Raw genomic sequence first — 23,765 nt, 5'->3', positions numbered from 1 at the left:
TACTCAGCCTTCGTACGCGTTGAGGGGCGGGCAGGAGCAGACGAGGTTGCGGTCGCCGCGCGCCCCGTCGATCCGGCGCACCGGCGGCCAGTACTTGTTCTTGCGCGACACCCCGGTCGGGTACACCGCGAGCTCCCGGTCGTAGTCGTGCGTCCACTCGCCGACCAGCGTCTCCGCCGTGTGCGGCGCACCGCGCAGCGGGCTCGTCTCCGCGGTCCAGCGGCCGGCGGCGACCTCGTCGATCTCGTGGCGGATGGCGATCATCGCGTCGCAGAAGCGGTCGATCTCGCCGAGGTCCTCGCTCTCGGTGGGCTCCACCATGAGCGTGCCCGAGACCGGGAACGACATCGTCGGCGCGTGGAAGCCGTAGTCGATGAGCCGCTTCGCGACGTCGTCCACGCTCACGCCGGTGTCCTTGGTGATGCCGCGCAGGTCGAGGATGCACTCGTGCGCGACCAGGCCGTCCTGGCCGGTGTAGAGCACCGGGTAGTGCGGCGAGAGGCGCGCGGCGACGTAGTTGGCCGCGAGCACCGCGACCTTCGTGGCCGCCGTGAGGCCGGGCGCACCCATCATGCGCACGTACGCCCAGGAGATCGGCAGGATCGACGCCGAGCCGTAGGGCGCGCCGCTGATCGGGCCGACGCCGGTGGCCGGGCCCGCGGCATCGAGCAGCGGGTGGTTCGGCAGGTACGGCGCGAGGTGCGCGCGCACCGCGACCGGGCCGACGCCGGGGCCGCCACCGCCGTGGGGGATGCAGAAGGTCTTGTGCAGGTTCAGGTGCGACACGTCGCCGCCGAACTCGCCCGGCTTCGCCAGGCCCAGCAGCGCGTTGAGGTTCGCGCCGTCCACGTACACCTGGCCGCCGCCGTCGTGCACGATCTTCGCGAGCCGCTCGATGCCGTGCTCGTAGACGCCGTGGGTGGACGGGTAGGTGACCATGATCGCCGCGAGCGTGTCGCGGTGGGTGTCCACCTTGGCCTGCAGGTCTTCGAGGTCCACGTTGCCCTCGTCGGTGCACTTCACCACGACCACGCGCATGCCCGCGAGCACGGCGGAGGCGGCGTTGGTGCCGTGTGCCGACGACGGGATCAGGCAGACGTCCCGCTCCGGCCGGCCGTTGGCGTGGTGGTAACCGCGGATGGCGAGCAGGCCGGCGAGCTCACCCTGGCTGCCGGCGTTGGGCTGCAGCGACACCTCGTCGTAGCCGGTGACCTCGGCGAGCCAGCCCGAGAGCTGCGCCACGAGCCGGTGGTACCCCTCGGCGTCCTCGGCCGGTGCGAACGGGTGGATGCCCGCGAACTCGCGCCAGCTGATCGGCTCCATCTCGGTGGTGGCGTTGAGCTTCATCGTGCACGAGCCCAGCGGGATCATGCCGCGGTCGAGCGCGTAGTCGAGGTCGGCGAGCTTGCGCAGGTAGCGCAGCATCGACGTCTCGGAGCGGTGCGTGCTGAACACCTCGTGGGACATGAAGCCGCTCTCGCGCACGATCCCGCTCGGCAGCGCCGTGGCCGTGGCCACTTCACCATCGATGCCGAACGCGCGCAGCACCTTCGCCAGGGTGTCGGGCCGGGTGACCTCGTCGCAGGCCACGCGCACGTGGTCGGCGTCGACGTGGCCCAGGTTGATGCCGGCCTCGCGCGCGGCCGCGTGGATCTCGGCGGCGCGGCCGGGCACGTGCGCCACGACCGTGTCGAAGAAGGACTCGTGCACGACCTCGACGCCGCCGGTGCGCAGGGCCGCGGCGAAGCCCGCCGCCAGCTCGTGCACGCGGGTCGCGATGGCCTTCAGGCCGTCCGGGCCGTGGTACACGCCGTACATCGCGGCCAGCACGGCCGGCAGCACCTGCGCGGTGCAGATGTTCGACGTCGCCTTCTCGCGGCGGATGTGCTGCTCACGCGTCTGCAGCGCGAGGCGGTAGGCCAGGTTGCCGTCGGCGTCCACCGACACACCCACCAGCCGGCCCGGCAGCGAACGCTCGAGCCCGGCGCGCACGGCCAGATACCCGGCGTGCGGGCCGCCGTAGCCCAGGGGCACGCCGAAGCGCTGCGTGGAACCGGCCGCGACGTCGGCGCCGAACTCGCCCGGCGAGGTGATCAGCGTGAGCGAAAGCAGGTCGGCAGCCACCGTGTACAGGGCGCCCGCGGCCTTCGCGGCTTCGGAAACGGCGTGGTAGAAACCGCGGCCCCGCAGCACACCGGAGGCGCCGGGGTACTGCACGACAACCCCGAAGAACTCCTCCGGCAGCCCGGTGAGCAGGTCGCGCACCTGCACGTCGATGCCCAGCGCGGCGGCGCGCGTGCGCACGACCGCGATGGTCTGCGGCAGGCACTCGGCGTCGAGCACGATCACATCGGACTTCGACTTCGAGGAGCGGCGCATCAAGGTCATGGCCTCGGCGACGGCGGTCGACTCGTCGAGCATCGACGCGTTGGCCGTGGTGAGGCCGGTGAGGTCGGCGACCATCGTCTGGAAGTTGAGCAGCGCTTCGAGCCGGCCCTGCGAGATCTCCGGCTGGTACGGCGTGTACGCGGTGTACCAGGCCGGGTTCTCGAGCACGTTGCGGCGGATCACGCCCGGCGTGACGGTGTCGGAGTAGCCGAGGCCGATCATCTGCGTCATCGGGCGGTTGAGCGCGGCGAGCGCGCGCAGCTCGGCGGTGGCTTCCTCTTCGGACGCGGCCACGGGCAGGTCCAGGTCGCGCATGGTGCGGATGGCGGACGGAACAGCCGCTTCCACGAGGGTGTCCAGGCTTCCGTAACCGCATTCGGCGAGCATCTTGGCCCGCTCGGCCTCGGCGGGGCCGATGTGGCGGGCGTCGAACGGTGTGGAGGTGATGGGAGCTCCTCGGGCCGGGCACCGGGCGCAGCGGTGCACTGGAAGCTCCCCCTCTGTCATGGGCACCTGAGAGTTTCACCGCGCAGTCTTGGACGACCTGCGGCTTTCACCTTGGGTGAGGCGCGGGTGCGCCTGCTTTCCAGAGTGGCCTCGCGCGAAGCGGTAGTGGGTACCTGAGAGATTCCGGGGAGTTTGCTCCTTCGGTGTCCCACTGATCTCATGGGACTCTCCCGCTCCGGCTCGAACGGCCCGGTATCGAGTTGTGCGTGCGGTCTTGCGTGGTTGCTCGCGGCCACCGTACCTGCCGCTTCACGCGCCAGTCTACCTCGGACGGTTCACGCCACACCCGCCGAGCCGCGGCTGAAGGTGCGCAGGTGACGGGTCTGCGCGGGCAGTGCGGCCACCGCTGCCACGGGGACCTGGGTGATCTTCGGCGGACCGGCCAGCAGCGCGCACAGGTCGGCACAGCGCGTGAGCAGCACGGCGAGGTCGCGCAGGTCCTCGCCGTCGGCCGCGCGGCAGGCGCGGGCGCAGGTGGACAGCAGCCGCGCGGCCTCGCCGCACATGGCCTTCACCGACATCCGCACCATCGCGACGTCGGCGGCCATCCCGGAACACCGGTCGAGGGTGTCGGCGCACAGCCGGGACATCGACGCCGCCGCGAGCACGACCGGTCCCATCGCGACGAGCTCGCCGCCGGCGAACGCCCGCTCGCAGCGCACCCGGCACAGTTCGCAGAGGTCGGCGACCTCCTGCAGCATCGGTGACGCTTCGCTGATCGGCATGGCACCCTCCCGGACCGGGCGACCGGGCCGGTCGCCACGGTTCCGGTCTACCCACCGGGAAACGCGGGCACGGACTTCGTCACCGGAACAGGCTCAAGATCCAACCCGTCCCGGTGACGTCGTTCACCGGTGCGTCTGTCTACATCGGAGTTACGTAGGCACCCGAAATACCACCGTCCACAAGGAACTGCGAAGCCGTGATGAAGCTGGCGTCGTCGCTCGCCAGGAACGCCACCGCGGCCGCGATCTCCTCGGGCTCGGCGAACCGGCCCACCGGCACGTGGACCAGCCGCCGCGCCGCGCGTTCCGGGTCCTTCGCGAAGAGCTCCTTGAGCAGCGGCGTGTTCACCGGCCCCGGGCACAGCGCGTTCACGCGGATGTTCTCGCGCGCGAACTGCACGCCGAGCTCGCGGCTCATCGCCAGCACGCCGCCCTTGGACGCGGTGTAGGAGATCTGCGAGGTCGCCGCGCCCATCACGGCCACGAAGGACGCGGTGTTGATGATCGAGCCCTTGCCCTGCCGTTGCATGTGCGGCAGCGCGGCCTTGCAGCACAGGTACACCGAGGTCAGGTTCACCCGCTGCACGCGCTCCCACGCCTCGAAGCCGGTGGTGAGGATCGAGTCGTCCTCGGGCGGGGAGATGCCGGCGTTGTTGAACGCCACGTCGACCGAGCCGAACTGGTCCACGGCCGTCTGGAACAGGGCCTCGACCTGCTCGGGATCGGTCACGTCGGCCTGCACGAACAGGCCCCCGACCTCGTCGGCCGCGGCCTTGCCCTGTTCGGGCGTGAGGTCGCCGATCACGACCTTCGCGCCCTCGCTCGCCAGCCGCCGCGCCGACGCGAGGCCGATCCCGCTGGCCCCGCCCGTGATCACGGCGACGCGGCCCTCGAAACGCTGCACCATCTCTGCTCAATCCTCCGTGCTCAGGAAAACGTTCTTGGTCTCGGTGAAGGCCGCCGGTGCGTCGGGGCCCAGCTCGCGGCCGAGGCCCGACTGCTTGAACCCGCCGAACGGCGTCCAGTACCGCACCGACGAGTGCGAGTTCACCGAAAGGTTGCCGGCCTCCACGCCACGCGCCACGCGGAAGGCCCGGCCGACGTCGCGGGTCCAGATCGACCCGGACAGGCCGTAGTCGGTGTGGTTGGCCAGGCGGACGGCGTCGGCCTCGTCGTCGAACGGCACCACGGCCACGACCGGGCCGAAGATCTCGTCGGCGGCCAGCGGGTCGGCCAGGCCGGCCGGCGTGACGACGGTGGGCGCGAACCAGAAGCCGGGCCCCTCGGGCGCGCTGCCGCGGAAGGCGACGGGCGAAGTGTCGGTGACGTACGAGGACACCTTCGCGTGGTGCGCCGCCGAGATCAGCGGACCCATCTCCGTCTTCTCCGCACCGGGATCACCCACGACCACACCCTGCACGGCCGGCTCAAGCAGCGCCATGAACCGCTCGTGGACGCTGCGCTGCACCAGGATCAGCGAGCGCGCGCAGCAGTCCTGGCCGGCGTTGTCGAACACGCCGTAAGGTGCCGTGGCCGCCGCCTTCTCGAGGTCGGCGTCGGCGAACACGATGTTGGCGTTCTTGCCGCCGAGTTCCAGCGTCACGCGCTTCACCTGTGCCGCGCAGCCGGCCATGATCTGCCTGCCGACCTCGGTGGAGCCGGTGAACACCACCTTGCGCACCAGCGCGTGGTCCACGAACCGCTGCCCCACCACCGAACCCTTGCCCGGCAGGACCTGGAACACGTCCTCCGGGATCCCGGCCTCACGCGCCAGCTCGCCGAGGCGGATCGCGGTGAGCGGCGTGAGCTCGGCGGGCTTGAGCACCACGGTGTTGCCGGCCGCCAGCGCCGGCGCGAAACCCCAGCCCGCGATCGGCATCGGGAAGTTCCACGGCACGATCACGCCCACCACGCCGAGCGGTTCGTGGAAGGTCACGTTCACCCCGCCCGGCACCGGGATCTGCTGCCCGATCAGGCGTTCGGGCGCGGCGGAGTAGTAGTTGAGGACGTCGCGGACGTTGCCCGCTTCCCAGCGCGCGTTGCCGATGGTGTGGCCGGAGTTGGTCACCTCGAGGCGCGCGAGGTGCTCGAGGTCCGCCTCCACGGCGTCGGCGAAGCGGCGAAGCAGCCGCGCGCGGTCGCCCGGGGCGACGGCGCGCCACTTCCCGAACGCGGCGTGCGCGCGGGTGATCGCCGCGTCGGTCTCTTCGGCGCTCGTCAGCGCGACCGACCGCACCACCTCCTCGGTGGCGGGGTTGATCACGTCGAACGTGCTGGTCACTGGCACTCCTTGGTTGCTGGGCCGGTTGCTTCGGCCAGGGCCGCTTCGACGAGGGCCCGGAACAGGCGGACGTCCTCGGTGTCCTGCTCGGGATGCCACTGCACACCGAGCACGAACTCGGCGCCGGGCACCTCGGCCGCCTCGACGGTGCCGTCGGCCGCGTGCCCGGACGCGACCAACCCTTCGCCGAGCCGGTCGATCGCCTGGTGGTGGTAGCAGTGGCCCTTCGCCTCCGGGCCGAGCAGCGCGGCGGCGCGCGTGCCGTCGACGAGGGTGATGCTGCTGGTGCCGAACGTCGCGGGCGCGGGCTGGTGCGCGGTGTCGCCGAGGGTTTCGGGCAGGTGCTGCGCGAGCGTGCCGCCCAGCGCCACGCTGATCACCTGCAGGCCGCGGCACACGCCGAGCACGGGTTTGCCGGCCGCACGGGCCGCCGCGAACAGGCCGAACTCGAACGCGTCACGGTCCGGGCGCACGTAGGTGGCCGGGTGCGGTTCGGCGCCGTAGCGATGCGGTTCGACGTCGGCGCCGCCGGTGAGCACGAGCCCGTCGATGCGGTCCACGAGCGTTTCGTACGCGTCGGTGAGCGGCGGCAGCAGCACCGGGATCCCGCCGGCGGCGAGCACGCAGTCGGCGTACACGCGGTGCAGCAGCGTGGCTTCGGTGTCCCAGGCGAGGAACTTGGCCTGCTCGACGTAGGTGGTCAGGCCGATGACAGGTTTTCGAGGTAGGTACTCAGAGGCGTTCGAAGCCACGGACGAGCTCCCAATCGGTCACGGCCTTCTCGAACGCCTCCCGTTCGATCCGGGCGGCGTTGAGGTAGTGGTCCACCACATCGTCGCCGAACGCCTCGCGCGCGATGCGGCTGCCCGCCAGCACGTCCGCGGCCTCACCGAGCGTGGTCGGCACGGTGGGCTTGTCGGAGGCGTACGCGTTGCCCGTGAACTCGGGTTCCAGCGGCAGCTCGTGCTCCACGCCGTGCAGGCCGCCGGCGATCAGCGCGGCCACGGCGAGGTAGGGGTTCACGTCCCCGCCCGGCACGCGGTTCTCGAACCGCAGCGAATCGCCGTGGCCCACCACGCGCAGCGCGCACGTGCGGTTGTCGGTGCCCCAGGCGACGGCCGTCGGCGCGAAGCTGCCGCGCACGAACCGCTTGTAGGAGTTGATGTTCGGCGCGAAGAAGTAGGTCAGCTCGCGCAGCGCGGCCAGCTGTCCGGCGAGGAAGTGCTGCATCAGCTTCGAGAAGCCATGCTCGCCGTCGCCCGGCAGCACGGCCTGGCCGTCGGTGCCGCGCAGGCTGAGGTGGATGTGGCAGGAGTTGCCCTCGCGTTCGTTGTACTTCGCCATGAACGTGAGGCTCTTGCCCTCCTGCGCGGCGATCTCCTTGGCGCCGTTCTTGTAGACGCTGTGGTTGTCGCACGTGGTCAGCGCCTCGGCGAAGCGGAAGGCGATCTCCTGCTGGCCGGGGTTGCACTCGCCCTTGGCCGACTCCGGGTACAGCCCGGCGCCGGCCATCTCGTTGCGGATGCGGCGCAGCAGCGGCTCGACGCGCGCGGTGCCGAGCATCGAGTAGTCCACGTTGTACTGGTTGGCGGGCTTGAGGCCGTGGTAGCGCTTGTCCCAGGCGGCTTCGTAGCTGTCGTCGAACACGATGAACTCGAGTTCGGTGCCCACGAAGGCCTGCAGGTTCGCCTCGGCCAGCCGGTCGAGCTGCCGGCGCAGCACCTGCCGCGGCGACACCGCGACGGGCCCGCCACCGTCCACGCGCTCGACGTCGGCGAGCACCAGCGCGGTGCCCTCCTGCCACGGGACGCGGCGAAGCGTCGAGAAGTCGGGGCGCAGCACGAAGTCGCCGTAGCCCGCGTCCCAGCTCGAGATCGCGTAACCGTCCACGGTGTTCATGTCGACGTCCACGGCGAGCAGGTAGTTGCACGCCTCGGTGGCGTGGCCGACGACCTCCTCGAGGAAGTACTCGGCCGAGCAGCGTTTGCCCTGGAGGCGGCCCTGCATGTCGGTGATCGCGACCAGCACCGTGTCGATCGAGCCCGCCGCCACCTGCTCCCGGAGCGCGTCGAGCGTGAGCAACCCTCGCCTGCCAGCCATCGCACCGTCCCAAAGGTTTGGGTGGGATCCTTTGCGGGTTCTTCCTACCGGCCGCTGGTCGCGGGGTCAATCCGGCCAAAGGTATTTACTTGGCCCATTGCGTAAGGGTCGCGTATGTCCGGCTTGCCCGGCTGAGAAGAATCTGTGAATCGTGGGGGTCCGGGACCAAACTCGGTGCCCCGGGCGTTGGACGGGACAAGAGAGGTGAGAGGGATGACAGAAGCATTCACGCAGTCCACGATCGGCCAACCGCAGGCGCGGCCGCAGTTCCCGACCATGCCCACGGGCTGGCCGATCGGCTCCTACGAGTCCTACGAGCAGGCACAGAAGGCGGTCGACCACCTCGCGGGCACCGACTTCCCCATCGGCGACGTCACCATCGTCGGCATCCAGCCGATGCTCGTCGAGCGCGTCGCGGGCCGCATGAGCTGGAGCAAGGTCCTCAGCAGCGCCGCCATGTCGGGCGCGGTGTTCGGTCTGTTCCTGGGGCTGGTGCTGAGCCTGCTCAACCCGGCCGCGGGTCTGCTGTCCATCGTCATCGGCCTCGTCGCAGGCATCGCCTTCAACCTGCTGTTCGGCGCCCTGGGCTACGCAGCGAACCGCAACAAGCGCGGCTTCGTCTCGCAGAGCCAGCTCGTCGCCCAGCGCTACGACGTCCTGTCGCAGCCCCGCAACGCCGAAAAGGGCCGCGCGCTCCTCGCGGACCTGGCCGCGCGCTCGGCCTTCGGCCACTAACGTAATTGCCCGAAGCTCGGGCGCCTGGGTCTTGAACCCGGGCGCCCGAGTTTTTTTGGGTCTTGAACCCGGGCGCCTGAATCTGTGACATGGCGTCGGCTCCGCCGACGCGTGCGAGATCGCCTTCAAGCTCTCGCGGTGTGGTCGAGTCAGGCCGGCGCCATGTCCGTCTGACTCCTGCATTGGCGGCGCCACTCGAGTGCTTCTCGCGCAGGTCACCCACAAGACGGAACCGGGGGAGCAGCCCCGACCTCTGCTCCCCCGGCCCCTCGCACGCTCTACCTGGTAGGCGGAGCAGGACTGGTCGGCGAAGTCGGCTTCGCCGGTGCCGAAGAACTCGGCTTACCGGGCGCACTCGAAGCGCTCGACGGCGCGGAACTCACCGGCGGCTTGGGGATCGCCGCGGCGAACGGCACGCCGGTGGCCTCGTGGCAGTACCCGAGGTAGCCGTTGTACCCGTCCCGGTTCCCGTTCGCGTCCTGCACGCCCTGCACGAGCTGCGGCCGCGGGAAGCGGTTGTCCGCGCCGATCTTGGAGCGCGTGCCGGTGTCGGCCTCGCAGCCGTAGCGGGTCACGGTGAGCGGGCGGCCCTGGTCGTCGTAGAGGTACACGTCGGTGAGCGGCTTGCCGGAAGCGTCGAAGGCGTACACGTTGTCCACGTCTTGATCGCCGTAGCGCAGCTGCTGGTTGCCGTAGTTGTCCGTGGACGGCGAGGAGTACGACGTGGTGTCCGGGTAGTACGTGCGGTGCGTGATCAGGTCGATCGTCGCGCCGAAGCCACCGAACGCCCCGCCGATCACGAACGCCGACACCGGCACCGCGATCCACAGCAGACGCCGGTCGCCGGCCACCTTCGGGCCGGCCCAGACCACGGCCGCGGCGGCCGCGACGAGGAACGGCAGCAGCAGCACCGCGTACGAGTGCCGCACCATCAGCAGCAGCCCGAACGCGACCAGCGCCAGCGCGCACGCCACCCACCACGCCGGCTTCAGCGAACGCAGGTACCCGATCGCCTTGTCCCCCTCGCGCTTCTCGCGCCACGACCGCACCGACTCGCGCGTCCGCACCACCTCGGGCAGCTCCAGCACGGCCGAAACCCCGGCGTTGAAGAGGAAAATCAGGCTCAGCGCGAAAACCGGTGCCAGCAGCAGCAGGCCCAGCAGCCGGTCCGGGTCGAGGCTCACCGCCGCCGCGAACGCGAACAGCCCGAGCCCCAAGGCGCAGAACACCAAGCCCCACAAGGCGAACCGCGGGGCGAACAGCCGTGGTTCCTTCGGCGGTGCGAGCACGGTCGTGGCCGCTTCGGCGTTCGCGGGCGCCGGCGGATAACCACCGGACGTCCGCAGCTCGGCCGCGTAGCTCTCCGGCGACCCGAGCCGTTCGATGAGCTGCTCGACGCGCGCGTCGGCCCCCAGCTCGGTCTCCATCTCGGCCAGGTGCGGCCGGACGTCCTCCAGGATCTCTTCGATCTCCCCCGCCGGCAGATCGGCGAGCGCGGTGCGGACCCTTGCCAGGTACACCCGCACCGCGGTGGGCTTCTCCGTACTCATGCTGCTTCTCCCAGTAGACCGTTCATGGTCGACGCGAAGCTCGACCACGTCTTCCCCGACTCCTGAAGCCGCGCTCGACCCGGCTCGTTCAGGCTGTAGTACTTGCGGTGCGGCCCTTCTTCGCTCGGCACGACGTACGACGTCAGCAGCCCGGCCTTGTACAGCCGGCGCAACGTGCCGTAGACGGAAGCGTCCCCCACTTCCTCCAGGCCGGCGACGCGAAGTCTTCGGAGCACGTCGTAGCCGTACCCGTCGTCCTCGCGCAGCACGGCCAGCACCGCCAGGTCCAGCACTCCCTTGAGCAACTGACTGATCTCCACGGCACCCTCCAGTCTTGCGTTTAGAACGGTACCACGCATTACGCAGTAGTGTGCACGGCGGACGGCCATTCGGTCCAAGCGGCGCGGCGCCGGACGTGACGAGCACGTCCGGCGCCGCGTCCGGAAGATCAGCCGAAGAACGCCACGAGCTCCCGGACGAGGTCACCCGGGCGCTCTTCGGCGAGGTAGTGCCCGGCGCCCGCGAACTCCACGAACCGCACGTCAGCCGCCTTGCCCTCCAGGAGCGCAGGCACGAACGGGTAGTAGATGCCGCCGAGCCCGAGCACCGGCATCTCCAGCACCGGATAACCCCGTGCGTCGGCGATGTCCTGCCCGAACGCCTGGTACCAGCCGTTCGACGCGCGGATCGCCTCGGGCGTGTCGTACGCGGCGGCGTAGTGCGCGCGGGCTTCTTCGCCGATGGCCTCGGGAGCGGTCGCCTGGTACTCGATCAACCAGTCGACGAGCACGCGGAACCGTCCTTCGAGAAGCCGCTCGGGCAACCCGTCGAGCTGGTTGAACGCGAACCACCAGGGCGCGTCGGGCCGACCGTCCTGCGGGAGCATCCGCAGGTCGTAGAACGCCTCGGCGGGATGTCCGACCTCCCAGAGCGCGACCTTCCGCGTCGCCTCCGGATGGTTCGCGGCGAAGCTGTAGGCCACCATCGACCCGATGTCCTCGCCGGCGACGAACACCTCGTCGTACCCCAGGGACCGCACCAGTTCGAAGACGTCTCGCGCCATCGTCTTCTTGTCGTAGCCACCCGACGGCTTGTCCGACTCCCCCATCCCGCGCAGATCCACGGCGATCACGCGGTAGCGGCGCGCCAGCAGCGGCAGCACCTCGCGGAACTGGTACCAGGTCCGCGGCCACCCCGGCAGCAGCACCAGCGGCTCGCCCGCACCGCCGGCGACGTAGTGCAGCCGGATGCCGTTGACGTCGGCGAACCCGCTCTCGAAACCGTCGATCACCATGAACCCCACCTCGATGTTGAATGATCATTCTCAAACGGGAGGCTACCTGGTTTGAGAATGCCCGTTCAATTACGGCTAGGCTGCCCGAATGGCCCGCCCCCGCACCTTCGACGAGCACGAGGTCGTCGACCGCGCCATGGAACTGTTCTGGACGCGCGGCTACGAAACGACCTCGGTCGCCGACCTCACCGCCGAGCTCGGCGTGCACCCGGGCTCGCTGTACCGCACGTTCGGCGACAAACACGCGCTGTTCATGAAGGCCCTCGCCCACTACCGCGACACGCGGGCCCGCGGCCTCGCTCCAGGACTGGTGGCCGGAGGTCCGGTGCTGCCGCGGATCCGCGCGGTGCTGCTCGGGTGGATCGAGCTGGCCGTGGAACAGGACTCGCCGCGCGGCTGCCTGATCGCCAACACCGCCGGCGAGCTTCTCCCGCGCGACGACGAGGTCGCGTCGAGCGTGCGCGAGATCCTCGCGGTGGTCGAAGACGGCTTCCTGCAAGGCTTGCACGCCGCGGATCGCCAGGGCGAGCTCGCGCCCGGCCTCGACCTGCCGGCGTCCGCGGCCCTGCTCACGATGCTGCTGGAAGGGCTGCAAGTGCTGGTGAAAGCCGACCCCGATCCGGGCCGTTTCGTCGCGGCGATCGACGCCGCGCTCGCGCCGATGACCCCCGAGCCACCGGCGACGCGCCGCTGATCAGACCGAAACGCCCAGCTCACGCCGGGTTTCGCCACGCACGTCGGCGACCAGCGCCGAGCGCCGCCACGCGCGGGTGACCTCGACGAGCCACGCGGCTTCGGCGCTCACGTCGGCGGCCACCGACCGGCCGACGGGCTCGTCGGCGTCGTCGGGCTGGAACCGGTGGCCGGCTTCGCGCGCGACGAGGGCCGCGGCGAGCGTGGCGGCATCGACGGTCGCGGCGACCCACCGCGTCGGCACACCTTCGCGCCGGGCGCGATCCACCACCTGCGCCGGCAGGTCCGGGTCGAAGTACGGCCGCAGCGCCAGGTGCCCGTCGCAGATCTCGATCACGCGCCGGTAGAGCGCGAACTCGGCGCCGCGCCCCAGCCCCCGCGCCGGATCCAGGGCGATGCCGGGCACGGCGTCGCGCAGCACCGTCCACAGTGGCTCGATGCGGCGGTAGTCGCGGAACGCGCGCAGCCACCGCCACGGTGCGGCCAGCGACGGCCCCCACACCGACAACGTCGACCCCGCCACCGCGAGCACCACACACGCGGCCCCGAGCACCACGGCCGGCAGGTCCTCCGTCGCCTCGACGCCGCCGGTCGCGATGAGCGAGGCGACGTCGTCGAGGTCCCACAGCGTCCACGCCACACCGGCCACCGCGCCGGCGAAGATCAGCCACAACCCGGTGCGCAGCGAGCCCGCGCGGGCGCGCGCTGCGAAGCGCGCGAAGAACACGGCGACCAGCACGAGGCTGAGCACGCCGTACACGACGAACACCAGCTCATACGCGACCAGGAACGGTCGCCGATCAGCGGCGACCACCGTCTCGTCCCCCGCGCGATCCGGCCCCGCCAGCGTGAACAGCACGATCTCGACGGCGATCACCGCCCACGACAGCACCGCGTGCCAGCCGAGCCGCGCGTCGGCGCCGAAGCGCATCGAGCGCGTGAACGCGACCGTGAACCCGATCGCGCCGAACTTGGCGAGGTCGCCGGCCAGCGGCGCGTACTCGGCGTACCAGGTCTGGTGGCCGGCGAGCGCGTCCATCGCCGGCATGCCGTCGGAGATGCCGAGCGCGATGCAGATGCCGAAGCCGGCGAGGAACCACAGCGTGCGCGCGGGCTGGTCCCGGCCCGCTTCCAGGAGCTTCCCGCCGAAGCCGGCGAACCCGAGCACACAGGCCAGGTACGCCAGCGTTTCGATCACGGGTTCCGGCGGCGCGAGCGGCCGCCGAACATGTCGTCCATGCGGGCCATGCCGCTGTCGCCGCTGTCCGCCGAGGGCCGCGGCGCCTGCACTTTCGCCACGCGCTGCGCGAGCAGCGACGCCACGAGCTCGGCCTCCTGCTCCTCCACCGCCGAATACGTGGTGCGGCCCAGCACCCGGCGCACCAGCTCGGGCGAGAGGTTCGGCATCAACGCGCGGCTCACGGCCGTGTCGATGGCCGCGCCCTCGGCGCCGGCGTCGGAGCCGACGTGACCGCACAGCAGGTGACCCACCTCGTGCAGCAGGATGTGGCGGCGGTGCAGGGCCGTGGTGTTGGTGGGGTACAGGATGTAGTCGGCTCGCGCCGTGCTCATCAGCAGGCCGCACGGCCCTTCGGACGGCGCGTTCACCGGCATCAGCTCGATGGGCCGGCCGCGGCCGGCGGCGATGCCGGCCACGAACTCGTCGGCGTCGAAGGGCTCGGGCAGCGCCGGCGCCTCGGCCAGGCGACGGCACCGTCGCCAGAGCTCGCGCTGCCGGTCCGCCACCACTCAGTCCTCCTTTTTCACGCCGCTGCGCGCGGCCTCCCTCCGGGCGATCGCGTCGATCATGTCGCTGATCGTGTCGAGCCCGTCGGCCGAGAGCGTGATCGCGCGAAGGGCCACGTCACGCACCCCGGCGTCCCGCAGGGCACCCAGCAGCGCCAGCTCTTCGGCGATCTTCACGCTCTGTTCGTCGTCGAAGAAGTATGCCGGAGGAACGCCGAAAAACTGCGCGAGCGCCTCGAGGTGACGCTTCGTGGGGTTGTCACGACGCCCGGTGCGCAGTTGCCAGAGGTAAGTGGTGGAGAAGCTTTCGCCGGTGGCCTCGCGGCACGCGCGGGCCACGTCCTCGTGGCTGTACTGCTCGCGGTCGGGCCGGCGCACGACGTGGAAAAGCTGGTCGATCTTGTCGGCCAGCGACGATCTGTCCGGCTCCGTCATGCTGCTCCTCTTCCGCCGCGTTCATCCTAGTTGATCGCCGCAGCAGGCGCATCAACGCAAGCTGCGGGGCCGCGGCTGGCACTTCGGGCAGGAGTAGGACGAGCGGTTCATGAACGGTTCCCGCCGGATCGCCGTTCCGCACCGGCGGCACGGTAGCCCTTCCTGGCCGTACGCGTCGAGCGAACGCGAAAAGTACCCGGATTGCCCGTTCACGTTGACGTACAAGGCATCGAACGACGTACCGCCCACCGCGAGCGCCTCCCCCATCACTTCCTGGGCGGCGACGAGCAACGCGCTCCCCTGCGCGTTCGTGAGCTTGTCGGTGGGGCGCGTGCCGTGCAATTTGGTGCGCCACAAGGCTTCGTCGGCGTAGATGTTGCCGACGCCGGACACCAGGGTCTGGTCCAGCAGCGCCCGCTTCACCTCGGTGCGCCGCGACCGCAACGCCTTCACCGCGGCGGCGGGGTCGAACTTCGCGTCCATCGGGTCCCGCGCGATGTGCGCGATGGTGGCGGGCAGCAGGTCGCCCTCGACCTCGGCGAGGTCGTCGAGCGCCAGGCCACCGAACGTGCGCTGGTCCACGAACCGCAGCTCGGGCCCGTCGTCGTCGAACCGCACCCGCACGCGCAGGTGTTTCTCGTCGGGCGCGCCCTCGTCCTCGACCAGCATCTGACCGCTCATGCCGAGGTGCGCGAGCACCGCCTCACCGTGCGACAGCTCCAGCCACAGGTACTTGCCGCGTCGGCGTGCGGCTTCGATCACGACTCCGGCGAGGCGACCGGTGAAGTCCTCGGCGCCGAGCGCGTGGCGGCGGATCGCGCGCGGGTGCAGGACCTCGACTTTGCTCACGGTGCGGCCGGCCACGTGGGCCGCAAGGCCGGCACGCACGACCTCGACCTCGGGAAGTTCGGGCATGACGTCCATTCTGCCCGCCCGGTACGACAATTCCGGCCGGGTGGGGCGTCGGCCTTCGGTCTGGGTCGTGTTCTCCCGAAGCCGACCCACGGTTCGGGGGTCGACGAATTCAGCACTCGGACACGACGGAACCACTGAGGTCGAACTCGCCACCCGGGGGCCGGTCAGCTCCCGAAACCCCGGAAACTACTTCCCGGAAGCGGAATCCCCGGCCGTGTCGCCGGCTTTCGCCGAGCCGTCGGACCCGTCGCCGAGCTCTTCGGACAGCGAACGCCACGCCGTTTCGGCGGCCTTCTGCTCGGCTTCCTTCTTCGTGGTGCCGGCACCGGTGCCCAGCGCACGGCCCGCGACGAGCACCGTGGCGGTGAACTCCTTGCGGTGGTCCGGACCGGTGTCCTCCACGCGGTACTCGGGCACGCCGAGACCGGAGGAAGCCGTGAGCTCCTGCAGGCTGGTCTTCCAGTCGAGGCCGGCCCCGCGCAGGGGCGCCTCGGCCAGCAGGCCGTCGAAGAGGTGGTGCACGAGCTTGCGCGCGACCTCGATGCCGTGGGCCAGGTACGTGGCACCGATCACGGCTTCGAGACCGTCGGCGAGGATGCTCGCCTTGTCCCGGCCGCCGGTGAGCTCTTCGCCCTTGCCCAGCAACAGGTGTGCCCCGAGGCCGCCTTCGCCCAGCCCTCGTGCGACGCCGGCCAGCGCGTGCATGTTGACGACGCTGGCGCGCAGCTTCGCGAGCTGACCTTCGGGCAGGTCGGGGTGTGTGGTGTACAGGTGGTCCGTGACGACCAGGCCGAGCACCGCGTCGCCGAGGAACTCCAGCCGCTCATTGGGCGGGAGCCCACCGTTCTCGTACGCGTACGAGCGGTGGGTCAGCGAAAGCCGAAGGAGCTCGGGGTCGAATTCGACCCCGAGCGCCTCGAGCAGTGTTGTGGGATCGGCCGCGGGTCCCCCGGCGGACTTACCCCCCATGGTCGGCTGCCCGATCAGGCGGGCTCGACGACCTGGCGGCCGTTGTGCTGGCCGCACGTCGGGCACGCGATGTGCTGGAGCTTCGGCTGGCGGCAGGCGCGGTTGGAGCAGGGCACCAGCTGAACCGGAGCCGCCTTCCACTGGCTGCGGCGCGCGCGCGTGTTGGATCGCGACATCTTCCGCTTCGGGACGGCCACGAGTAGATCTCCTTACACCTGTCTGCCCGCGTTCACGAGCCGAACTGACTTATCTCCTGGATCGAGCTGGACGCTCGTCAGGCTTGCTCTCCGGAGCCGTGCGCAGGCTTTTCGCCCGCGTTCTCGTCGAATCGCTCGACCAGCGCGGCCCACCGAGGGTCTATCTTCTCATGCCCGTGTCCGGGCTCGAGATCGGCCCACTTGACGCCGCATTCGGTGCAGAGTCCGGCGCAGTCTTCCTCGCACAGCGGCACGAGGGGAAGTGCCAGGACCACGGCGTCGCGGACGATCGGTTCGAGGTCGATCCGGTCGTCGATCAACCGGGGGATCTCGTCCTCGTCGGTGGTCTCCTCCGTGGCGGAGCCGGGGTAGGCGAACAGCTCGGTGAGGTCGACCTCCACCTCCTCGGTGAGGGGGTCGAGGCAGCGCGAGCACGTGCCGGTGGCGGTGGCGCTGGCCGTGCCGCTGACCAGCACGCCCTCGACCACGGATTCGAGGAGCAGGTCGAGCTCGAGCGTGGAGCCGGCTTCGAGGGAGATCACGTCGGGCACGCCGAGGGCGGCCTCGAGCGGCACGCTGCGGCGCACCTCACGGCTCAGGCCGGCGTGGCGGCCGAGCTCACGGGTGTCGACGACCCACGGGCTCTTGTCGTCGAGCTGCGCGGGGCGGGCGTTCTGGGCGGGGTTCTCTGACATCGCTCACCAGGGTACGCAGGGTGCGCCACTGGTTTCGCGCTGGTGCCGAGCGTCACTTCCGGCGGCGGCGTTCCCGGGGGCCGCCACCGCCGTCGGGCGAAGGAATCGCCAGGTCAGACCTGGTAGTCGTACAGCGTCGGCCGTCCGCCGCCGCTGCCGCCGAGGTTCACCGGCGAACGGAGGTGGTTGCGGCCCGAGTCGACGGTGCGCAGCGTCGTCGCCAGCAGCTCGGAGAACTCGGCGAGCTTGCCGTCCACGTACGCGTCGCAGTCGGCGCGCTGGCGGTCGGCCTCGGCGTGGGCCTCGTCCACGATGCGGGCCGATTCGGCGTGCGCGGCCTGGACCACCTCGGTCTGCGACACGAGCCGGGTCTGCTCGGCGCGGGCGTCCTCGATGGCGCGCTCGTAGGCGTCGCGGCCGGCCTGGATCATGCGCTCGGACTCGGCGCGGGACCGGTCGGTGAGGTTCTGGTACTCGGCCTGCCCGGCGGCCACCATGCGCTCGGCCTCGTTGTGGGCGTCACCCATCATCTGCTCGGCGCGGGCGCGCGCGTCGGCGAGGATCCGCTCGGCCTCCGACGCGGCGTCGGACACCGTGCGCTCGGCCTCTTCGTTGGCGCCGGCCACCGTCTCGCCGGCTTCCTTGCGGGCGGCGTGCAGCAGGTCGTCGCGCTTGTCGAGCACGTCCTGGGCGTCGTCGACCTCGCCGGGCAGCGCGTCGCGGACGTCGTCGAGCAGCTCGAGGACGTCACCGCGCGGCACGACGCAGCTGGACGTCATGGGCACCCCACGGGCCTCTTCGACGATCGTGACGAGCTCGTCGAGTGCCTCGAAAACCCGGTACACGGCCACTCCCTCAAGCAGTAATCCCCGTTCGCTACCGATCAGTCTGCCCGCTCCTCAGCCTGAACCGGTGAACGCGCGCCGGACTGGGCGTGTCCTCTTGCGAACGGCTCATGACGCAGCGTGCCGCCCCACCCTTCGCGAGGTGGGGCGGCACGGGTGCGTGGGTCGGTCAGGAGTTGAGGTCGATCGCCTTGAACGTGGCGTAACGGTCCGGCGTGTAGGCCAGCTCGCCACCCTTGCCCGTGATCACGCGGTCGTTCGTGCCCACCGGGAACAGCTGGTAGTAGCCCGCCGCACAGGCCGGCAGCACGCCCTCGCGGTTCTCGTAGGTCTGGCCGCTCGCACCGCTGCGCACCTGGTTCACGACCGACTTCGCGGCCGAGGACAGGGTGGAGTAGCCGATCTTCGCCAGGCCCGAGAGGTTGCCGCAGGAGCCGGTGTTGCCGCCGCCGCCACCGTTCACGTCGATGACCTTGAAGGTCTCGTAGTGGTCACCGGTGTAGAAGAACTCGCCGCCCTGGCCGGTGATGATCCGGCGCGTGCCGCGGTTGCTCGCGCCCGGCGTGGGCACGGTGTACTCGTGGTAGTAGCTCGAAGCACACGACGGCAGAATGCCTTCGCGATTGTCGAAGACGACGCCGTCGTTCTTCGGGTACGGGAAGGGCCCACCCTTCTTGATCAGGTTGTAGGTCGTCGTCGCCTCCGCGGGCAGCGAAGACAGCGACGTGTGCGAAAAGCCCGACAGGTTGCCGCAGGAGTTCTGCAACACGGACGCCGGCGCCGCCGGGCTGACGGGCGCCGCGACCGCGGCGGTGCCGAACCCGAGGAAACCGACCAGCAGGGCGAACAGGACGGTCGCTAAGCGCGAACGGTGGTTGGCCATTTTCGGACCGTAACCCGATGGGGTGGTCGCCAGGCTGCCGCCAAGTGAACAGCTTCGCGCGTCGACCGAAGTCCCGACGATGGTCGCAACCCGTTCGGGCGAATGTGCTCGGTGGAGGTGCGAAACGGCTCGGGGTTTGTTGGGGACGGAACGGATGTTGTTCGCAAAGGGACAAGTCTTGTTCGGGTGCGCGCCTGAGCGGGTTCGGGCTGTGCCGCCTTCACCCGAGACGACCGTTCACGACGACTGTTCGCGCCCGCTGCTCACGACGGCTGCGCGTGCCCGCTGTTGATGACCGCACAGCCGCCGTTGGGAAACTCGCGGCCCCTGTTCGAGCACTCACAGCCCATGCTCATGACCGCCGCCCCTGACGGCGCAGCCACTGTTCGGAAACTCGCATCCGCTGTTAGGGCGCTCACAGTCCTTGTTCATGCCCCCAGCCGCCGCGTTGCGGAACTCGCAGTCGTTCCGGAGCGCGCAGCCGCCGTCCGAGAACTCGCAACCCGTGCTCATAACCCCGCAGCCGCCGATCCGAAACTCGCAGCCGGTGTTCATGGCCCCACTGCCGCCGTTCGAACACTCACGGCCCTTGTTGATGACCGCGCAGCCGCGGTTCGAGCAGGCACCGCCCATTGTTCACAACCCCACGGCCACCGCGCTGAATCTCGCATCCGCTGTTCATGACCCCGCCGCCGCTGTTCGGGAACTCGCGGCCTGTGGTCATGACCGCGCAGCCGCTGTTCGGACGCTCACAGCCCTTGTTCCTGGCCCCACAGCCACCGTTCGGAACTCGCATCCGCTGTTCATGACCCGGCAGCCGCTGTTCGGGAACTCACGCCCGGTGTTCATGACCGCGCAGCCACCGTTCGGGCGCTCACAGTCCTTGTTCGAAACCCCGCAGCCGATGTTCGGTAACTCGCAGTCCTCGTTCGCGGATGCGCAGCCCGGTTCCCAGATGCACGGCCCGGTTCGCGGATGCGCAGCGGGTGTTCGTGGATGCGCGGTCGTTGTTCGGAATCTCGCAGCCCGTGTTCGTAGCCGGCCACCTCGAGCGCGCTTGTCCGCAACTTCACCGATCATGATCAAGTCCGAACACCCCATGTTCGAACTCCACCGGCCCGTGGTCGAGCGCTCACAAGCGCCGTCCGAGGACTCACACCCGTGGTCAAACCTGGTCGAAACCGAGCAACCCCGGTTCAGAACCGAGCAACCACTGTTCGAACTCCAGCACCCGCACCTGACAGCGACCACCGCATGTCCGGAACCGACCACCAGCTGATCAACCCCGAACACCCCGTGTCCGCACCCGAACTCAATCCTGGTGCGGATACACCTTCTTCAACCGCTCGAACACCACCTGCGGCACCAGCCGCTCGACGTCGCCACCCAGCGCGGCGACCTCCTTCACCAGCGAGCTGGACACGAAGCCGTACGCCGGGTTGTTGGCCATCAGCAGCGTCTCGAGCCCGGTGAGCTCGCGGTTCATCTGCGCCATCTGCAGCTCGTAGTCGAAGTCGCTGACCGAGCGCAGACCCTTGGCGACGGCCGCGATGTCGTTCTCACGGCAGTAGTCCACGAGCAGGCCCTGCCACGAGTCCACGCGCACGTTCGGGAGCTTCGCGGTGATCTCGCGCAGCATCTCCAGCCGTTCCTCGAGGCTGAAGAGGCCTTTCTTGCTCTTGTTCACCCCCACCGCGACCACGACCTCGTCGAAGAGGAAAGAGGCCCGTTCGATGATGTCGAGGTGTCCGTTGGTGGCCGGATCGTAGGAACCGGGACAGACCGCACGCCGCATGGGCGGACGCTACCAAGCCGCGACGCTGCGCGCGCACCTCGTGACGGTTGCGTCACACCTGTGATCGTCGCGCGTACTCTGCCCAGTGCAGGGCGGTGTCGCCGTACTTCTTGTCCCTCGTCGGAGTGAAGCCGGCAGGCCAGTCGGGCGCACCGTCCCGGGCCGCACGTTCGATTACCACCAACGCACCGTCGGCCAGCCAGCCGCCCGCGTCGAGCGCGGCCAGCACGGCTCCCAAAGCGGCAGCGTCCACGGCGTAGGGCGGGTCGGCCAGGACCACGTCGAACTCGGCGGGCGCGGGCGCCCCGACCACGGCCTCGACGGGCGCCGCGCGGACCGTTCCACCCAGGCCCAGGGCGCCGACGTTGCCGCGCAGCACGTCGGCCGCGCGGCGGTCGGCCTCCACGAACCACGCGTCGGCCGCGCCGCGCGAGAGGGCTTCGAGGCCGAGCGCGCCGGAGCCGGCGTAGAGGTCGAGCACGCGGGTGCCGTCGAGCTCACCGGCCACTTCCAGCGCGTTGAACAAGGCTTCACGCACGCGTTCGGACGTCGGACGGGTCCCTTGGGGCGGTACCTTGAGCCGCCGGCCGCCCGCCTTCCCCGCCACGATCCTCGTCACCCCGCCATCTTCGCCGAACGCCGGAGTGTGGCGTTGGGCAGGACTTGCTGAACCTCGCGCGCGCGGGCGCGTACAGTCGTTCTTCGCCCTCGTGAGGCATCGAGTCGTTTAGGAGCGTTGCGTGTCGGAACCCCGGGTGAGACGGGCGGAGATCGCCGTCGAGCAGGCCCACGTGGATCGGGTCTACACCCGGCTCGCCGAGCTGCGGGTACAGGCCGAGGCGATGCGCACCAAGGGCTACGAGCTGGGCCAAGGCGCACAGCGCGAGGCAATTTTCGAACAGGCCTCGATGCTGTTCGAACGCGACATGATGGTCTTCCACGCCAACCAGACCCTGCAGACGCTCGACGCCGAGTACGAGGGCCTCGTGTTCGGCCGGCTCGACCACCTCGACCGCGAGCACATCTACGTGGGCCGCCTCGGCATCCGCGACAACGAGTTCGACAACCTCGTCACCGACTGGCGCGCGCCCGCCGCCGCCGCGTTCTACCAGGCCACGGCGGAAGAGCCGATGGACGTGGTGCGCCGCCGCGTGATCCGCTGCTCCGGGCAGACCGTGCTCGACGTCGACGACGACGTGCTGATCCCCGACGCCGTGCCCGAGGAGATGCAGGTGGTCGGCGAGGGCGCGCTGATGGCCGCGCTCGGCCGTTCGCGCGGCGAGAAGATGCGCGACATCGTCGCCACGATCCAGAAGGAACAGGACGAGGTGATCCGCGCGCCCTGGCGCGGCGTCACCGAGATCACCGGCGGGCCGGGCACCGGCAAGACGGCCGTCGCCCTCCACCGCGCCGCGTACCTGCTCTACCGCCACCGCCGTCAGCTGGGTGGCGCCGGCGTGCTGGTGATCGGGCCGTCCGGGGTGTTCACCACGTACATCTCGCGGGTGTTGCCGTCGATGGGCGAGACGAACGTGGAGCTGCGCGCGCTCGGCGAGGTGCTCGACGGTCTCGCCGCCACGCGCCAGGACAGCTCGGAACTGGCCGCGATCAAGGGTTCGCTGCGGATGCGGAAGGTACTGCTGCGCGCGCTGCGCGACACCCCGCCCGAAGCTCCGCAGGAAATGCGCATCGTCTACCGCGGCGAAGTGCTCAAACTCACGGCGCGCGAGCTGGAGAAGGTGCGCCGCAAGGCCCACACGCAGGGCGCGCCGCCGAACCGCGCGCGCGTGCGCACGGCCGAGCTGCTGCTCGGCGCGCTCGCGGACAAGGCCGAGGAGTACGCGAAGGCCGACGGCAAGCCGTTCGACCGCCCCGAGCTGATCACCGAGCTCGGCGAGCGCATCGAGTTCCACCGCTTCCTCGTGGAGTGGTGGCCCGTGCTGTACCCGGCGCAGATCCTCAAGTGGCTCGGCGACGAGAAGCGCCTCGCCGCGGCGTCGAAGGGCGTGCTCAACCGCCACGAGATCACCGTGCTCGCCGCCGATTTCGCCGACCGTTCGCGCGGCTGGTCCGTGGCCGACGTCGCGCTGCTCGACGAGCTGCGCGTGCTCGTCGGCCCCGAACCCAAACGCCGCCGTCGCCAGACCGTCCTCGAGGCCGAGCCCGAACGCGGCAGCTCCGGCGGCGGCACCCACCGCCCCGAGCACTACGACGAGTACTCCCACGTCGTCGTCGACGAGTCCCAGGACCTCTCCCCCATGCAGTGGCGCATGGTCGGGCGCCGCGGCAAGTACGCGAGCTGGACCGTCGTCGGCGACCCGGTGCAGAGCTCCTGGCCCGACCCCGACGAGGCCGCCGCCGCGCGCGACCAGGCCTTCGGCGTGAAGACGACCCGCCGCCGCTTCACGCTGCGCACCAACTACCGCAACTCCGCGGAGATCTTCGACCTCGCCGCGAAGGTCGTCACCGGCCACGCCCAAGCCGACGAGCTCCCCCGGGCCGTCCGCACCACCGGCATCGAACCCGAAGTCCGCCCCGTCGAACCCGACGCCCTGGCCGGCGCCACGCAAGCCGCGGTCAAAGAACTCCTCGGCGCCGTGGAAGGCACCGTCGGCGTCATCACGGCCATGGACCGCGTCCCCGAGGTCGGCACCTGGCTCACCGACGTCACCGACGAACGCCTCAAGGTCGTCGGCAGCCTCGACTCCAAGGGCCTCGAATACGACGCCGTCGTGCTCGTCGAACCCATGGACCTCGTCACGGAATCCTCCACGGGCCGCCGGGTCCTCTACGTCGCTCTCACCCGGGCCACCCAGCACCTCATCGTGCTGGCCTCGAACCCGGACTGGCTACCGCCGGCCTGAGCCTCGCTCCGCGCCGTCGCCTCCCAACGGCGACGGCGCAGCACTGCGGCCAGGCGCTGCGATGGCGGGCTGCGGGTCCCGCGCTCACCGTTTCCGGATTCGCCATTTTCCGGCGAACCCCGGCTCCTGGGCCTGTTCCGGCACCGCT

The 23,765-nt window shown here is 70.3% G+C and carries 23 protein-coding genes and 1 riboswitch; of the genes, 3 read left to right on the top strand and 20 right to left on the bottom strand.

Annotated features, from left to right (window positions below; all coding sequences use genetic code 11):
• Positions 1–3: 3 nt before the first annotated feature.
• From gcvP to VSH64_RS46990, 6 genes are all read right to left on the bottom strand, one after another.
• Positions 4–2,835 carry an aminomethyl-transferring glycine dehydrogenase gene (gene gcvP, locus VSH64_RS47015; RefSeq protein ID WP_456062113.1) on the bottom strand — a complete coding sequence of 944 codons (2,832 nt, stop codon included), beginning with the start codon at positions 2,833–2,835 and terminating at the stop codon, positions 4–6.
• A 150-nt stretch (positions 2,836–2,985) separates the two neighbouring features.
• A riboswitch (glycine riboswitch) is annotated at positions 2,986–3,078 on the bottom strand.
• A gap of 92 nt (positions 3,079–3,170) precedes the next feature.
• The gene (locus VSH64_RS47010; RefSeq protein ID WP_326569214.1) at positions 3,171–3,620 is read right to left on the bottom strand and encodes a hypothetical protein; all 450 of its coding nucleotides are present in this window, start codon (positions 3,618–3,620) and stop codon (positions 3,171–3,173) included.
• Positions 3,621–3,759: 139 nt separating this feature from the next.
• Positions 3,760–4,527 (bottom strand): 3-oxoacyl-ACP reductase, encoded by a 768-nt coding sequence (locus VSH64_RS47005; RefSeq protein WP_326569213.1) that lies wholly within the window; start codon positions 4,525–4,527, stop codon positions 3,760–3,762.
• A 6-nt stretch (positions 4,528–4,533) separates the two neighbouring features.
• Positions 4,534–5,901 carry an aldehyde dehydrogenase family protein gene (locus tag VSH64_RS47000; protein ID WP_326569212.1) on the bottom strand — a complete coding sequence of 456 codons (1,368 nt, stop codon included), beginning with the start codon at positions 5,899–5,901 and terminating at the stop codon, positions 4,534–4,536.
• Positions 5,898–6,653: a gamma-glutamyl-gamma-aminobutyrate hydrolase family protein gene (locus VSH64_RS46995; RefSeq protein ID WP_326569211.1), complete on the bottom strand. Its 756-nt coding sequence runs from the start codon at positions 6,651–6,653 to the stop codon at positions 5,898–5,900. The genes VSH64_RS47000 and VSH64_RS46995 overlap by 4 nt, the downstream gene beginning before the upstream one ends.
• A complete protein-coding gene (locus VSH64_RS46990) occupies positions 6,634–8,001 on the bottom strand; it encodes a glutamine synthetase family protein (protein ID WP_326569210.1) in 1,368 nt (455 codons plus the stop codon). The genes VSH64_RS46995 and VSH64_RS46990 overlap by 20 nt, the downstream gene beginning before the upstream one ends.
• A gap of 213 nt (positions 8,002–8,214) precedes the next feature.
• Between VSH64_RS46990 and VSH64_RS46985 the strand changes: the two genes are divergently transcribed.
• Entirely contained in the window at positions 8,215–8,736 is a 522-nt protein-coding gene (locus VSH64_RS46985; protein ID WP_326569209.1) for a general stress protein, read from the top strand.
• Positions 8,737–9,014: 278 nt separating this feature from the next.
• Here VSH64_RS46985 and VSH64_RS46980 read toward each other — a convergent pair whose 3' ends face one another.
• The 3 genes from VSH64_RS46980 to VSH64_RS46970 all read right to left on the bottom strand — a co-directional run bounded on the left by VSH64_RS46980 (position 9,015) and on the right by VSH64_RS46970 (position 11,580).
• Positions 9,015–10,286 carry a DUF1700 domain-containing protein gene (locus tag VSH64_RS46980; protein WP_326569208.1) on the bottom strand — a complete coding sequence of 424 codons (1,272 nt, stop codon included), beginning with the start codon at positions 10,284–10,286 and terminating at the stop codon, positions 9,015–9,017.
• Positions 10,283–10,606 (bottom strand): PadR family transcriptional regulator, encoded by a 324-nt coding sequence (locus VSH64_RS46975; RefSeq protein ID WP_326569207.1) that lies wholly within the window; start codon positions 10,604–10,606, stop codon positions 10,283–10,285. Before VSH64_RS46975 ends, VSH64_RS46980 begins: the two co-directional genes overlap by 4 nt.
• 128 nt (positions 10,607–10,734) lie before the next feature.
• Positions 10,735–11,580: an alpha/beta fold hydrolase gene (locus tag VSH64_RS46970; RefSeq protein WP_326569206.1), complete on the bottom strand. Its 846-nt coding sequence runs from the start codon at positions 11,578–11,580 to the stop codon at positions 10,735–10,737.
• Between the two features lie 88 nt (positions 11,581–11,668).
• Here VSH64_RS46970 and VSH64_RS46965 point away from each other — a divergent pair, with 88 nt between their 5' ends.
• The gene (locus VSH64_RS46965; RefSeq protein ID WP_326569205.1) at positions 11,669–12,274 is read left to right on the top strand and encodes a TetR/AcrR family transcriptional regulator; all 606 of its coding nucleotides are present in this window, start codon (positions 11,669–11,671) and stop codon (positions 12,272–12,274) included.
• On the opposite strand, the gene VSH64_RS46960 is transcribed toward VSH64_RS46965, so the two are convergent.
• From VSH64_RS46960 to rsmD, 11 genes are all read right to left on the bottom strand, one after another.
• Positions 12,275–13,471, bottom strand: a complete 1,197-nt coding sequence (locus VSH64_RS46960; protein ID WP_326569204.1) for an MAB_1171c family putative transporter — start codon at positions 13,469–13,471, stop codon at positions 12,275–12,277.
• The gene (locus VSH64_RS46955) at positions 13,468–14,019 is read right to left on the bottom strand and encodes a hypothetical protein (RefSeq protein ID WP_326838222.1); all 552 of its coding nucleotides are present in this window, start codon (positions 14,017–14,019) and stop codon (positions 13,468–13,470) included. The genes VSH64_RS46960 and VSH64_RS46955 overlap by 4 nt, the downstream gene beginning before the upstream one ends.
• 3 nt (positions 14,020–14,022) lie before the next feature.
• The gene (locus VSH64_RS46950; protein ID WP_326569203.1) at positions 14,023–14,454 is read right to left on the bottom strand and encodes an XRE family transcriptional regulator; all 432 of its coding nucleotides are present in this window, start codon (positions 14,452–14,454) and stop codon (positions 14,023–14,025) included.
• A gap of 51 nt (positions 14,455–14,505) precedes the next feature.
• Entirely contained in the window at positions 14,506–15,369 is an 864-nt protein-coding gene (gene mutM / locus VSH64_RS46945; RefSeq protein WP_326569202.1) for a bifunctional DNA-formamidopyrimidine glycosylase/DNA-(apurinic or apyrimidinic site) lyase, read from the bottom strand.
• Between the two features lie 186 nt (positions 15,370–15,555).
• Positions 15,556–16,338, bottom strand: coding sequence for a ribonuclease III (gene rnc, locus VSH64_RS46940; protein ID WP_326569201.1), 783 nt, complete (start codon positions 16,336–16,338; stop codon positions 15,556–15,558).
• Positions 16,339–16,352: 14 nt separating this feature from the next.
• Positions 16,353–16,535 carry a 50S ribosomal protein L32 gene (gene rpmF / locus VSH64_RS46935; RefSeq protein ID WP_220237671.1) on the bottom strand — a complete coding sequence of 61 codons (183 nt, stop codon included), beginning with the start codon at positions 16,533–16,535 and terminating at the stop codon, positions 16,353–16,355.
• Between the two features lie 77 nt (positions 16,536–16,612).
• Complete coding sequence (locus tag VSH64_RS46930) at positions 16,613–17,230, bottom strand: YceD family protein (RefSeq protein ID WP_326569200.1); 618 nt, start codon at positions 17,228–17,230, stop codon at positions 16,613–16,615.
• A 113-nt stretch (positions 17,231–17,343) separates the two neighbouring features.
• The gene (locus tag VSH64_RS46925; protein ID WP_326569199.1) at positions 17,344–18,075 is read right to left on the bottom strand and encodes a DivIVA domain-containing protein; all 732 of its coding nucleotides are present in this window, start codon (positions 18,073–18,075) and stop codon (positions 17,344–17,346) included.
• 169 nt (positions 18,076–18,244) lie between these two features.
• On the bottom strand, positions 18,245–18,958 hold the full coding sequence (locus tag VSH64_RS46920) for a ribonuclease domain-containing protein (RefSeq protein ID WP_326569198.1): 714 nt from the start codon (positions 18,956–18,958) through the stop codon (positions 18,245–18,247).
• A 1,312-nt stretch (positions 18,959–20,270) separates the two neighbouring features.
• Positions 20,271–20,753, bottom strand: coding sequence for a pantetheine-phosphate adenylyltransferase (gene coaD / locus VSH64_RS46915; RefSeq protein WP_326569197.1), 483 nt, complete (start codon positions 20,751–20,753; stop codon positions 20,271–20,273).
• Between the two features lie 52 nt (positions 20,754–20,805).
• Positions 20,806–21,372, bottom strand: a complete 567-nt coding sequence (gene rsmD, locus VSH64_RS46910) for a 16S rRNA (guanine(966)-N(2))-methyltransferase RsmD (RefSeq protein ID WP_326569196.1) — start codon at positions 21,370–21,372, stop codon at positions 20,806–20,808.
• A 121-nt stretch (positions 21,373–21,493) separates the two neighbouring features.
• Here rsmD and VSH64_RS46905 point away from each other — a divergent pair, with 121 nt between their 5' ends.
• A complete protein-coding gene (locus VSH64_RS46905; RefSeq protein ID WP_326569195.1) occupies positions 21,494–23,617 on the top strand; it encodes a HelD family protein in 2,124 nt (707 codons plus the stop codon).
• Positions 23,618–23,765 lie beyond the last annotated feature (148 nt).

Source organism: Amycolatopsis rhabdoformis, from assembly GCF_035918295.1.
Taxonomy (GTDB): Bacteria; Actinomycetota; Actinomycetes; order Mycobacteriales; family Pseudonocardiaceae; genus Amycolatopsis; species Amycolatopsis rhabdoformis.
The sequence above is the reverse complement of the archived record's forward strand: the minus strand, read 5'-3'. Positions and strand labels throughout refer to the sequence as shown.